The following is a 12124-nucleotide window of genomic DNA, read 5'->3' on the forward strand; positions in this document are numbered from 1 at the left end:
GTCAGCGTGCAATGGCATAGCGCTTGCTCAACTGAGCGCATTGCTGTTCATCACCGCATCCCATGCTCTACACGGCTTATCAGACGCAGCACATGCTGCTTGACCCCTGGCGCGAGGCAGCCGGGCGGCTTGCCGACTGGTGGCACGCGGTCTTCCCGGACGCCTCGACCGAGGCCTTGCACGAAGAGAACTGGGCGGGCGGCCCGTTCGGGCGCAGCCTGGCCGCGGCGGCCGACGTGTTCTCACGGATGCGCATCACGCACCAGCGGCCTGCATTCGGCATCGAGCAGGTGGTGTCACTGGGGCGCAGCTACGACGTGGTCGAAGAGCCGGTGATGGTCACCCCCTTTGCGACGCTGCTGCGCTTCCGCAAGGAGGGCGCGCCCGAGCAGCCCCGCGTGCTGCTGGTGGCCCCGATGTCCGGTCACTTTGCCACCTTGTTGCGCGACACCGTGCGCACGCTGCTGCAGGACCACGACGTATTCATCACCGACTGGGCCAATGCGCGCGACGTGCCGCTGAAGCACGGGGCCTTCGGCCTGGATCACTACACCGATCACGTCATCCGCTTCCTCGATCGCATGGGGCCGGGATCCCACCTGATGGCGATCTGCCAGCCCTGTGTCGCGGCCCTGGCGGCGACGTCGGCCATGGCCCAGGACGCCCATCCGGCCCAGCCGCGCAGCCTGACCCTGATGGCCGGGCCGATCGACTGCCGGGTGAACCCGACCACCGTCAACGAGCTGGCGACCAGCAAGCCCATCAGCTGGTTCGAGGAGCACATGATCCACACCGTGCCCTGGCCCCAGCGCGGTGCCGGCCGCAAGGTGTACCCCGGCTTCGTCCAGCTGACGGCCTTCATGAGCATGAACAAGGCCCGGCACATCCAGGCGTTCGAGGACATGTACGCGGCCATCGCGGCGGGCGACCACGCCAAGGCCGAGGCCGCCAAGCGCTTCTACGAGGAGTACTTCGCCGTGGCCGATCTGCCGGCCGAGTTCTACCTCGAGACCGTCAACAAGGTGTTCCAGACCTACGACCTGCCCCGGGGGGAGCTGACTTTCCAGGGCGTGAAGATCGCGCCCCAGGCCATCCGCCGCACGGCGCTGATGACCGTGGAAGGCGAGCGCGACGACATCTGCTCGGTGGGCCAGACGGTGGCGGCGCAGGACCTGTGCACGACCGTCCGACCCTACTGGCGCACGCACCACGTGCAGACCGGGGTCGGGCACTACGGCGTGTTCAGCGGCCGGCGCTGGCAGAACGAGATCTACCCGCGTGTGCGGGACGTGATCCACCAGACGGCCGTCTGACGCCCCCCAGAAAAAAGGCGAGACCCTTGTCTCGCCTTCAGGTCCGGGCCGGTGGGGCGCCCGGGGGGATGTAATGGCGGCCAGCAAGGCGCCCTGGGGCAACGGCGTCCGTCAGCCCCGCACCTCGCTGACCGCGTCCTGCAACTGTTGCAAGGCGGTCGGGTCTTCGATCGTGGTCAGGTCGCCGGTGGCCCGGCCTTCGCACACCGCCTGGATGGCGCGGCGCAGCAGCTTGCCCGAGCGGGTTTTGGGCAGCACGTTCACAAAATCGACGCGGGCCGGGCGGGCCACGGCGCCGAGCTGCCGGTCCACCGTCTGCATGATCTCGGTTTCGAGCGCCTGCCGCAGCTCGGGGGTGGCGGTGCGCGACGGGTCACGCGCCACCACGAAGGCGCGCGCCACCTGGCCCTTGAGCTGATCGGCCACGCCCACCACGGCCACCTCGGCCACGCCGGCATGGCTGCTCACGGCTTCCTCGATCTCGCGGGTGCCCAGGCGGTGGCCGGCCACGTTGATCACATCGTCGGTGCGGCCGAGGATGAAGTAGTAGCCGTCGGCGTCGCGCAGGCCCCAGTCGAAGGTGTTGTAGACCGGCTTGTGCGGGAAGGTGCTCCAGTAGGTCTTGACGTAGCGGTCGTCGTCCCCCCACACGGTCTGCAGGCAGCCCGGCGGCAGGGGGTAGCCGATGGTCAGCACGCCCTTGCGGTTCGGCTCGGTCAGCTCGGCGCCGGTCTGGTCGTCCAGCAGCTTCACATCGTAGCCGGGCATGGGGACGCCGGGCGAGCCCAGGCGGGTCTTGGCATCGGGGTCGATGCCGCGCGCCAGGCTCAGGATGGGCCAGCCCGTCTCGGTCTGCCAGTAGTTGTCCACGATGGGCTTGCCGATGGCCTCGCCGATCCAGGCGGCTGTGGGCTCGTCCAGCGGCTCGCCGGCCAGGAAGAGGTGGCGCAGGCTGCTCAGGTCATGTCGGCGCAGGCACTCCGGGTCCTGCTTTTTCAGCACGCGCACGGCGGTCGGCGCCGAGAACATCACGCTGACCTTGTACTTCTCGACCAGCGACCACCAGATGGCGGCATCCGGCCGGATCGGGAGGCCTTCGTAGACGATGGTGGCCATGCCGGCGATCAGTGGGCCGTAGACGATGTAGCTGTGGCCTACGACCCAGCCGATGTCGCTGGTGCAGAAGAAAACCTCGCCGGGCTTGCCGCAGTAAATCTGCTCCATCGAGGTGGCCAGCGCCACGGTGTAGCCGCCGGTGTCGCGCTGCACGCCCTTGGGCTTGCCGGTGGTGCCGCTGGTGTAAAGCGTGTAGCTCGGGTGCTCGGATGGCACCCAGGTGCAGGGCACCTGTGCATCGAGCACGGCCTCGCGGGCCTGGGCGAAGTCCACGTCGCGCGGGGCGGTCATGCTGGCGTCGGCCAGACCGCGGTTGACCAGCAGCACGTGCGGCACGCTGTGACTGCACTGGGCCAGGGCCTCGTCCAGCAGCGGCTTGTAGGGGATGACCTTGCCGCCACGCGAGCCGGCATCGGCGGTGACCACGACCGTGGGGCGCGCGTCGTCGATGCGGCTGGCCAGGGCGTGACTGGCAAAGCCGCCGAACACCACCGAGTGGATGGCCCCCAGGCGCACCGTGGCCAGCATGGCGATCACGGCCTCGGGGATCATGGGCATGTACAGCAGCACGCGGTCGCCCTTCTTGACGCCCAGGCGCTGCAGCACGGCGGCCATGCGCTGCACCTCGGTGTGCAGCTGGCCAAAGGTCAGCGTTTCTTCGCGGCCGGTTTCGGTGGAAACGTGGATCAGTGCCGGTTGATCGGGCCGGGTGGCCGCATGGCGGTCGACCGCGTTGTGACAGAGGTTGGTTTCGCCGCCGACGAACCACTGTGCAAACGGCGGGTTGGCCGTGTCGCACACCAGATCGAACGGTGTGTGCCAGTCGATGCGGGCGGCCTGTTCGCGCCAGAAGGCGTCACGGTCGTCCACCGACCGCCGGTACAGGGCGGCGTAATCCATGCTTCAAGCTCCTCGGTCAAGTTGTGCTCGTCTTCACGAAATGGCCTTGTGGGCCTTCCGGGGAACCGATGGTAGCCAAGCCGACCCCTTGCGCGAGGGGGGTAAACCCGTGAGCGGCTGGTCCTCGTTGGTACAGCGTGGCGCGGCTGCCGTGCCGACCGGCATACGGGCGCGTCAAGGGGGTGTCACGCAGCCTGCGCAGCATGGGGCCGCTCCCCATCCCTTTCACTTCCTGCCCCCCATGACCGACACCTCCTCGTTTCCCCGTCGCCGCTTCCTCCAATCCTCGGCCCTGACACTGGGCTCGGCCGCGCTGACCCGGCCGGCCTGGGCTGCCGGTGCACCGGCCCTCATCACGTCCGATGCCGTGCGTCCCGTGGCTGCGCAGGGCCTCCAGCTGGGCGACCCGACCCTGGGCGCCACGCTGCTGTGGAGCCGTGCCGACCGCCCCTCGCGCCTGATCGTGACGTGGTCGCTGGACGAGACGTTCCGCAAGGCGCGCAAGATCGTCGGCCCCTATGCGATGGACGACACGGACTTCACCGTGCGCCAGGATCTGGTCGGGCTGCCCGCCGGCCAGGATGTGTTCGTGCGCGTCGAGTTCCAGGGGCTGGACAATGGCCGCGCGATGAGCGAGCCGGTGCTCGGCCGCTTCAGCGTGCCGTCGCTGCGCTCGCGCGATCTGCGCTTTGTCTGGGGTGGTGACACCGCAGGCCAGGGCTGGGGCATCAACCCCTCGTTCGGTGGCATGAAGATCTACGAGGCCATGCGCCAGCGTCAGCCGCAGTTCTTCCTGCACAGCGGCGACACCATCTATGCCGACGGCCCGATCAAGGAGTCGGTGACGGCCGAGAACGGCCAGCTGTGGACCAACATCGTCACGCCCGAGGTGGCCAAGGTCGCCGAGACGCTGGACGAGTTCCGCGGCCGTTACCGCTACAACCTGCTGGACGAGAACGTGCGCCGCTTCAACGCCGAGGTGCCGCAGATCTGGCAGTGGGACGACCACGAGGTCACCAACAACTGGTCGGATGCCAAGGACCTGTCGGCCGACGCCCGCTACACCGAGAAGAACGTGCCGCTGCTGACGGCCCGCGGCACGCGCGCCTTCCTGGATTACGCGCCGATGCGGCCGTTCTCGGCGGTGGAGTCGCAGCGCGTGTACCGCAAGCTGTCCTACGGGCCGCAGCTCGAGGTGTTCGTCATCGACATGCGCAGCTACCGTGGTCCCAACACGCACAACCGCCAGACCGAGCCCGGCCCCGACACCGCCATCCTGGGCCGCGAGCAGCTGGACTGGCTGAAGGCTGCACTCAAGGCCTCGCGCGCCACATGGAAGGTGATCGCCTCGGACATGCCGATCGGGCTGAATGTGGGCGACGGCAAAGATGCGCAGGGACGCGACCGCTGGGAGGCCGTGGCCAATGGCAACGGCCCGGTCCTGGGCAGAGAATTCGAGATCGCCGAGCTGCTGCGCTTCATCAAGCGTGAGCGCGTGCGCAACACCGTGTGGCTGACGGCCGACGTGCACTACTGCGCGGCCCACCGTTACGAGCCGGCCAAGGCCCGGTTCCAGGATTTCGAGCCGTTCTGGGAGTTCGTGGCCGGCCCGCTCAACGCCGGCACCTTCGGGCCGAACACGCTGGACAACACCTTCGGGCCGCAGGTCGTGTTCCAGAAGGCGCCGCCGGCCGGTCAGGCCAACCTGTCACCGTTTGCCGGCATGCAGTTCTTCGGCGAGGTGAACATCGACCGCCATTCGCACGCCCTGACGGTGGACTTCCGCGACATCGACGGCACCTCGATCTTCAGCAAGACGCTGCAACCCGTGCGGGGCCTGTTCGGGGAAGGCTTCTTCCATGACCGGGACATGGACCGCTTCGAAGGGTGATGCGGCCTGATCTCGCCCGGGGCGCCCGGGCGGGTCAGATGAACATCGCGCCGCGCCGCAGGGCGAAGAAGCCGGCCAGGCACAAGGCCAGCACCACGCCCCACTTGGCGCACTCCATGGCACGGGCACGCCAGGCCGGCTGCCCCGTCAGCCTGAACAGGCCCATGCAGCACAGAAAGCCCAGCGTCAGCAGCAGGGCAGCGTTGCGGATGAGGATCACGGTGCGGCTGCCCGGCTCACCAGGCCGGGGCCAGCTCGGCCAGGCCGCGCGGCGCCTTGGCCTCGTCTTCGAAGCTGACGATCTCCCACGCGTCCTTCTCGGCCAGCAGCGCACGCAGCAGCTGGTTGTTCATCGCGTGGCCCGACTTGTAGGCCGTGTAGGCCGCCAGCAGCGGGTAGCCCACCACATACAGGTCGCCGATCGCGTCGAGGATCTTGTGCTTCACGAACTCGTCGTCGTAGCGCAGGCCGTCGGCGTTCAGCACGCGGTAGTCGTCCACCACGATGGCGTTGTCCATGCTGGCACCCAGACCCAGGCCGCGCGAGCGCATCATCTCCACGTCCTTGGTGAAGCCGAAGGTGCGGGCGCGGGCGATGTCGCGCTTGTACTGGCCACTGCTGAAATCGAATTCGACGCGCTGGCCGGTCTGGTCCACCGCGGGGTGGTCGAAGTCGATCTCGAAGGCCAGCTTGTAGCCGTGGTAGGGCTCCAGTCGGGCCCATTTCAGCGTGCGGCCTTCGCCGTCGCGCACCTCGACCGGGCGGGTCACACGCAGGAACTTCTTGGGTGCCTTCTGCAGCTCGATGCCGGCGCTCTGCAGCAGGTAGACGAACGCAGCCGACGAGCCATCGAGGATGGGCACCTCTTCGGCCGTGATGTCCACATACAGGTTGTCGAGGCCCAGGCCGGCGCAGGCCGACATCAGGTGCTCGATGGTGTTGACTTTGGGCGCACCCGGGTCGCCGTCTGGCGAGATGGTGGTGGCCATGCGGCAGTCGCACACCGATTCCGGACGCACGGGGATGTCGACCGGCTGGGCCAGGTCCACGCGGCGAAACACGATGCCGGTGTTGGCCGGTGCCGGGCGCAGCGTCAGCTCGACGCGCTGGCCGCTGTGCAGGCCGACGCCCACGGCACGGGTCAGGGACTTGAGGGTGCGTTGTTGCAGCATGGCGTGGATTATCGCGGCAGTGCAGCAAAGCTGCAGTGAATCGCGCCGATGGGCGTCATTGAGCGGGGCTATGTGCGGCACAACGCACGGGGCCATCGGCCGGCTGACCGAGGCCGCCCGCTCCACCTGGCTCTTACAGCATGTGCGTCCGGTCGCCGTGCTCGAACCCGATCGCGTCGAACCAGGGTCCCTTCACGAAGCCGATCACCTTGAAGAGCTCGCCCATTTCGTGCTCGGCCACCAGCATCTGCAGGGCGGCGCGGGCCTTCAGCTGGTCGGCGGTGCAGGCCTCGCCGGTGCTGGCCAGCGCCTCGCCCAGCCCGCAGTTGGTCAGAAAGCGCCCCTGGCTGGTGTAGCCCAGCACCTCCCACCCGGCCTCCTGGCCGGCCAGCGCGATGCCGGTGAAGTTGACGTGGGCGGTGATGTCCTTGTGGCCCACGCTGCTCAGCGGATCGGGGTCGGACTGGTGGAGGTGGTGGCACATCAGCGTGCCGCCGTGGCGCTGGGGCAGGTAGTACTCGGACTCGGGGAAGCCGTAGTCGATGAAGAAGGCCGCGCCGCGCGCCATGCGCTGGGCCAGCGTGGCCACGAAGGCTTCGGCCTGGCCGTGGGTTTCCGTCACGGTGCCGGGCGGGTAGGTGCCGTCCGGGTGCTCGGTGGGTGGGCGTGCGCCCTCGGGCGCGGGGCGGTCAGCCCAGGCAAAGCGCGGCACGTCGTCATCCGCCGCGGCGGCGTCGGCCAGCGCCACGCCGCGCTCCAGCCAGTGTTCGCCATTCCAGGTCAGCAGGTGCACGGGCATGGCGTCCAGCACCTCGTTGCCCACGATCACGCCCGTCAGCTCGTCGGGCAGGCTGTCGGCCCAGACCACCTTGTGGACCAGGGCCGGGTGGGCTTTCAGCAGGCGCTGGTGCTGGCGGTCGCGCAACGTGCCCGACAGGTCGACGATGGTGTAGCGGGTGATCCGATCACCCAGTTCGCCCAGCAGCTGCTCGGCCAGCGCGCCCGTGCCGGCGCCGAACTCCCACACCTCGGTGGTGCCGGTGGCCTCGAGCGCCTGGGCCACCTGGCGGGCCAGCAGCTGGCCGAACAACGGCGTCAATTCGGGGGCGGTCACGAAGTCGCTGCCGTCCTGCGGCATGCTGCCCAGCACCCGTCGGCCGCCCGTGTAATAGCCCAGTCCTGGCGCATACAACGCCAGTTCCATGAAGCGCTCGAAGCGCATCCACCCGCCCCGTTCGCGGATCTCGTGGGCGATCAGGCGGGCCAGCGGTGCGCTGGAGACGGGGGCGGCCACTACACTCTGGCCGGATGGGTTCGGGCGGTTCATCGCCGCATTGTAGAAAGTCCATGTCTTCCACACTTCCCTCTGTTGCTGCGCCGGCCGTGCTCGTCACGGGGGCCGGCAAGCGCCTCGGGCGCCTGATTGCGCTGACGCTGGCCCGCCAGGGCTGGGATGTGGCCGTGCACTGCCGTGCCTCGCGCACCGAAGCCGAGCAGACCGCCGCCGACGTCCGCGCACTGGGCCGCCAGGCTGTGGTGCTGGCGGCAGACCTGGCTGACGAAGCCGCGTGCCGGGCGCTGCTGCCCGCCGCGGTGCAGGGCCTGGGCCGGCTGGATGCCGTGGTCAACAGCGCCTCCACCTTCGAGTACGACGACGCGGCCACCTTCACCTACGCCGCGCTGGAAAAGCACCTGCGCGCCAACACCGCACCGGCCATCGTGCTGGCGCAGGCGCTGGCGGCGCACCTGGCCGAGCGCGGTGTGAACGAGGGCGGGGCAGGGGCGGTCGTCAACCTGCTCGACCAGAAGCTGTGGAACCCGAACCCCGATTTCCTGAGCTACACGCTGTCGAAGGCGGCGCTTGAATCCGCCACCACGCTGCTGGCGCTGGCGCTGGCCCCCCGCGTGCGGGTGGTGGGCGTGGCGCCGGGCCTCACGCTGACCAGCGAGTGGCTGCAGGGCGAGGCCTTCCAGCAGGCGCATGCGCTGTCGCCGCTGGGGCGCTCGTCCACCCCGGAAGACGTGGCCGCGACCGTGGCCTTCGCGCTGACCAACCGCTCGATCACGGGCACCACGCTGCTGGTCGATGGCGGCCAGCACCTCCAGCGCTTCGAGCGCGACTTTTCCATGATGTGAGCGCGAGCCATGTCCCTGACCAAAGGCAACCAGATCCTGACCCTCACCGGCCTGCGCTTCGACGCGAGCCTCGGTGTGCTTGACCACGAAATCGACGCGCCGCAGCCCATCCAGGTCGACGCCGAGCTCAACATGGGCAGCCAGCCCCTGCTGCCGCGCGACGACGAACTGCTCAATGTGCTGGACTACCGCAAGGTGCGCGCCATCATCATCGAAGAGTGCCAGTCCGAGCACACCAACCTGCTCGAGACCCTGATCGGCAAGCTGTGCAAGCGCCTGATGGACCTGCCCGGCGTGCTCGGCGTGCGCGTGAAGATTGCCAAGCTGGAGATCTTTGACGACTGCGAGGTGGCCATCCGCATGGAAACCGGGCAGTGGTGAGCACGCGGATTGCCGGGATCGGCGAAAATACCCGGTTATGACCGACGCGACCGCCCCCATGTCCAGCCATCTGAGTTTCCACACGCCCGACGAAGAAGACCGCATGGTGGACGACGCCCTGCTGTTTGCCCGTGCCGCCCTGGCGGTCGAGGCCAAGGCCGGCGTGCCCGTGGCCCAAGCGGTGCAGCAAAGCGCCCAGGAGGCCGAAGAGGCCGCCCGCGCCCGCAAGCACGCGCATGAGATGAACAAGCTGCGCAAGCGCCTGCACCGCGAGGTGGGTCAGGCCATCGCCGACTTCAACATGATCGAAGACGGCGACAAGGTCATGGTGTGCATGTCCGGCGGCAAGGACAGCTACTCGATGCTGGACATCCTGATGAACCTGCAGCGGCGGGCGCCCATTCGGTTCGAGATCGTCGCGGTCAACCTCGACCAGAAGCAACCCGGCTTCCCGGAGCACGTGCTGCCCGAATACCTGACCAAGGTCGGCGTGCCCTTCCGCATCGAAGAGCAGGACACCTACAGCGTGGTCAAGCGCGTGGTGCCCGAGGGCAAGACCACGTGCAGCCTGTGCTCGCGCCTGCGCCGCGGCATCCTCTACCGCGTGGCCAAGGAACTGGGCTGCACCAAGATCGCGCTGGGCCACCACCGCGACGACATCCTGCAGACCATGTTCATGAACATGTTCTTCGGCTCGCGCCTGAAGGGGATGCCGCCCAAGCTGGTGACGGACAACGGCGAGCACGTCGTCATCCGCCCCATGGCCTACTGCCGCGAGCAGGACCTGGCGAAGTACGCCGAGCACCGCGAGTTCCCCATCATCCCGTGCAACCTGTGCGGCAGCCAGGACGGCCTGCAACGCCAGCAGATGCGCGAGATGATCAACGAGTGGGATCGCAAGTTCCCCGGCCGCGTCGACAACATGTTCACCGCGCTGTCCAACGTCGTGCCCTCGCACCTGATGGACCGCAAGCTCTACCCGTTCGAGACGATCAAGGCGACGGGCAGGCCCGAAGCCGGTGGGGACATCGCTTTCGACGAAGATGAGGGCTGTGGTGACACGCCCGAGGTCGGCCTGCCCGCCGAAGCCACCGTGTCGATCAAGTCCATTCCGATTCGCCAGAGCAGTCAAGAGGTCTGATATGTCGATTGCCGCCCGCCCGCTTCGCTCCCGTGTCCTGCGCTGGTTGACCGGCGCGATGATGGGGGCGGCGCTGATCGGGCTGCAGGGCTGCGCGGCGCTCAACCAGGTCCGCACCGAGGTGCAGAGCTTCGGCGACTGGCCGGCCACCCGCACTGGCGGCCCGTTCGTGTTCGAGCGGCTGCCATCCCAGGCCAACCAGGCCGAGCAGGCTGCCCAGCTCGAAGCCGCGGCCTTGCCGGCCCTGCAGGAGCACGGCTTCACCCTGGCCCAGAACCCGGCCGATGCGCTGTACACCGTGCAGCTGGCGGCGATTGCCCGCGTGACCCAGCGCGGCGACCCCTTCTGGCCCGGGCCCTACTGGTATCACCCTTACCCTTGGGGCCGTCCCGGTGTGGGCGGCTGGTGGGGCACGGGCGGCGGCGGCCTCGCCCTGAGCTACCGTTTTGAGCAGCCGCAGGTGGACATGCAGGTCAGCGTGGTGGTGCGTGACCGCAAGACCCACGCCGTGCTGCATGAAGCCCGTGCCGGCGTGACCCGCCTGGGCACGTCGGACCCCGCCTGGTTCGCGCCGCTGTTCGACGCGGCCTTGAAGGATTTCCCGCTCGCCGCGGGGCCGCGCACGGTCATCGTGCCGCTGCGCCCCGAATGAGTTCCCGTTTTTCTCCTCTGTTGTCCATGTCGCTTTCCATCGTCATCATGGCCGCGGGCAAAGGCACCCGCATGAAGTCTGCGCGCCCGAAGGTGCTGCACTGCGTGGCGGGCCGGCCCATGCTGGCCCACGTGGTCGCGACCACCGCCGCGCTGGGGGCCGACCGGCAGATTGTGGTCACCGGGCATGGCGCCGAACAGGTGGAAGCCGCCATGCGCGCCGCCTTCGCCGAAGCCCCGCTGCGTTTCGTGCGCCAGGAGCCGCAGCTCGGCACGGGCCACGCGGTCCAGCAGACGGTGCCCGAACTGCCGGACGACGGCGTCACGCTCATCCTCAACGGCGACACGCCGCTGATCGAGGCCGAGACGGCCATGGCCCTGGTGCAGGCCTGCAGCGGAGAGCGCCTGGCCCTGTTGACCATTCGCCTGGACGACCCCACCGGCTATGGCCGCATCGTGCGCGATGGCTGGGGTGAAAAGGTGCTCGCCATCGTCGAGCACAAGGACGCCACGGACGAGCAGCGCACCATCGACGAGGTCTACACCGGCATGATGGCTGCGCCGACCCGCCTGCTGAAAGGCTGGCTGGAGCGCCTGACCAACGACAACGCCCAAGGCGAGTACTACCTGACCGATGTGGTGGCCATGGCCCGCGCGGATGGGGTGCCCGTCGTGGCGACGCAGCCCCGCGCCGAAGTGGAGGTGCTGGGCGTGAACAGCCCGGCCCAGCTGGCCGACCTGGAGCGCCGTTACCAGCGTGTGCAGGCCGAACGCCTGATGACCGCGGGTGTGCGCTTGGCCGACCCGGCGCGCTTCGATCTGCGCGGCACGCTGGCATGCGGGCAGGATGTCGAGATCGACGTGAACTGCGTGTTCGAAGGCCGTGTGGTGCTGGGAGACGGCGTGCGCATCGGCCCGAACTGCGTGGTCCGCAACGCCGAGATCCGTGCGGGCGCGGTCATCCATGCCTTCACCCACATCGACGGCGACGCGCAAGGCGCCACGGTGGGTGAGGGCGCGTTGATCGGCCCGTTCGCCCGCTTGCGCCCGGGCGCCGTGCTGGGCCCCGAGGTCCACATCGGCAACTTCGTGGAAGTGAAGAACAGCACGCTGGCCCGCGGCGCCAAGGCCAACCACCTCGCCTATCTGGGCGATGCCACCGTGGGTGAACGGGTGAACTACGGCGCGGGCGCCATCACCGCCAACTACGACGGGGCGAACAAGCACCGCACCGTGATCGGCAACGACGTGCACGTGGGCTCGAACTGCGTTCTGATCGCGCCCGTCACGCTGGGGGAAGGCGCCACCATCGGCGGCGGCAGCACCGTGTCGAAAGACGCGCCGGCCGGCCAGTTGACCGTGGCCCGCGCCAAGCAGGTGTCGCTGTCGGGATGGGTTCGCCCCCAGAAAACAAAGCGCTGAT

11 protein-coding genes are annotated in these 12124 nt (G+C 68.7%); 7 read left to right on the forward strand and 4 right to left on the reverse strand.

The features are described 5' to 3' along the window. The first annotated feature begins 62 nt into the window (after positions 1–62). Positions 63–1313 (forward strand): polyhydroxyalkanoate depolymerase, encoded by a 1251-nt coding sequence (phaZ, locus tag QZ709_RS14080; RefSeq protein ID WP_294637983.1) that lies wholly within the window; start codon positions 63–65, stop codon positions 1311–1313. Positions 1314–1424: 111 nt separating this feature from the next. Here phaZ and QZ709_RS14085 read toward each other — a convergent pair whose 3' ends face one another. Continuing rightward, positions 1425–3329 (reverse strand): propionate--CoA ligase, encoded by a 1905-nt coding sequence (locus tag QZ709_RS14085; protein ID WP_294637984.1) that lies wholly within the window; start codon positions 3327–3329, stop codon positions 1425–1427. 241 nt (positions 3330–3570) lie between these two features. Here QZ709_RS14085 and QZ709_RS14090 point away from each other — a divergent pair, with 241 nt between their 5' ends. Further along, on the forward strand, positions 3571–5220 hold the full coding sequence (locus QZ709_RS14090; RefSeq protein WP_294637985.1) for an alkaline phosphatase D family protein: 1650 nt from the start codon (positions 3571–3573) through the stop codon (positions 5218–5220). Positions 5221–5254: 34 nt separating this feature from the next. On the opposite strand, the gene QZ709_RS14095 is transcribed toward QZ709_RS14090, so the two are convergent. The 3 genes from QZ709_RS14095 to QZ709_RS14105 form a co-directional block, all read right to left on the reverse strand. After that, the gene (locus QZ709_RS14095) at positions 5255–5440 is read right to left on the reverse strand and encodes a hypothetical protein (RefSeq protein ID WP_294637986.1); all 186 of its coding nucleotides are present in this window, start codon (positions 5438–5440) and stop codon (positions 5255–5257) included. Between the two features lie 16 nt (positions 5441–5456). After that, entirely contained in the window at positions 5457–6392 is a 936-nt protein-coding gene (gene lpxC / locus QZ709_RS14100) for a UDP-3-O-acyl-N-acetylglucosamine deacetylase (RefSeq protein WP_294637987.1), read from the reverse strand. A gap of 133 nt (positions 6393–6525) precedes the next feature. Continuing rightward, the gene (locus tag QZ709_RS14105; protein ID WP_294637988.1) at positions 6526–7719 is read right to left on the reverse strand and encodes an SAM-dependent methyltransferase; all 1194 of its coding nucleotides are present in this window, start codon (positions 7717–7719) and stop codon (positions 6526–6528) included. Positions 7720–7739: 20 nt separating this feature from the next. On the opposite strand from QZ709_RS14105, the gene QZ709_RS14110 reads away from it, so the two are divergent. From QZ709_RS14110 to glmU, 5 genes are all read left to right on the forward strand, one after another. Beyond that, positions 7740–8528: an SDR family oxidoreductase gene (locus QZ709_RS14110; protein WP_294637989.1), complete on the forward strand. Its 789-nt coding sequence runs from the start codon at positions 7740–7742 to the stop codon at positions 8526–8528. 9 nt (positions 8529–8537) lie between these two features. Further along, on the forward strand, positions 8538–8909 hold the full coding sequence (locus QZ709_RS14115) for a dihydroneopterin aldolase (protein ID WP_109034500.1): 372 nt from the start codon (positions 8538–8540) through the stop codon (positions 8907–8909). A gap of 103 nt (positions 8910–9012) precedes the next feature. Continuing rightward, positions 9013–10050 carry a tRNA 2-thiocytidine(32) synthetase TtcA gene (gene ttcA / locus QZ709_RS14120; protein ID WP_366937182.1) on the forward strand — a complete coding sequence of 346 codons (1038 nt, stop codon included), beginning with the start codon at positions 9013–9015 and terminating at the stop codon, positions 10048–10050. Position 10051: 1 nt separating this feature from the next. Continuing rightward, positions 10052–10702, forward strand: a complete 651-nt coding sequence (locus QZ709_RS14125; RefSeq protein WP_294637991.1) for a hypothetical protein — start codon at positions 10052–10054, stop codon at positions 10700–10702. Positions 10703–10728: 26 nt separating this feature from the next. Further along, entirely contained in the window at positions 10729–12123 is a 1395-nt protein-coding gene (gene glmU / locus QZ709_RS14130) for a bifunctional UDP-N-acetylglucosamine diphosphorylase/glucosamine-1-phosphate N-acetyltransferase GlmU (RefSeq protein ID WP_294637992.1), read from the forward strand. Position 12124 lies beyond the last annotated feature (1 nt).

It is taken from the genome of uncultured Aquabacterium sp., from assembly GCF_913773725.1.
In the GTDB taxonomy this organism is placed as follows: Bacteria; Pseudomonadota; Gammaproteobacteria; order Burkholderiales; family Burkholderiaceae_C; genus Aquabacterium.

Coding starts and splice junctions, on each gene's coding strand:
- phaZ (WP_294637983.1), top strand. CDS start 63: ATGCTCTACACGGCTTATCAGACGCAGCACATGCTGCTTGACCCCTGG.
- QZ709_RS14085 (WP_294637984.1), bottom strand. CDS start 3,329: ATGGATTACGCCGCCCTGTACCGGCGGTCGGTGGACGACCGTGACGCC.
- QZ709_RS14090 (WP_294637985.1), top strand. CDS start 3,571: ATGACCGACACCTCCTCGTTTCCCCGTCGCCGCTTCCTCCAATCCTCG.
- lpxC (WP_294637987.1), bottom strand. CDS start 6,392: ATGCTGCAACAACGCACCCTCAAGTCCCTGACCCGTGCCGTGGGCGTC.
- QZ709_RS14105 (WP_294637988.1), bottom strand. CDS start 7,719: ATGAACCGCCCGAACCCATCCGGCCAGAGTGTAGTGGCCGCCCCCGTC.
- QZ709_RS14110 (WP_294637989.1), top strand. CDS start 7,740: ATGTCTTCCACACTTCCCTCTGTTGCTGCGCCGGCCGTGCTCGTCACG.
- QZ709_RS14115 (WP_109034500.1), top strand. CDS start 8,538: ATGTCCCTGACCAAAGGCAACCAGATCCTGACCCTCACCGGCCTGCGC.
- ttcA (WP_366937182.1), top strand. CDS start 9,013: ATGGTGGACGACGCCCTGCTGTTTGCCCGTGCCGCCCTGGCGGTCGAG.
- QZ709_RS14125 (WP_294637991.1), top strand. CDS start 10,052: ATGTCGATTGCCGCCCGCCCGCTTCGCTCCCGTGTCCTGCGCTGGTTG.
- glmU (WP_294637992.1), top strand. CDS start 10,729: ATGTCGCTTTCCATCGTCATCATGGCCGCGGGCAAAGGCACCCGCATG.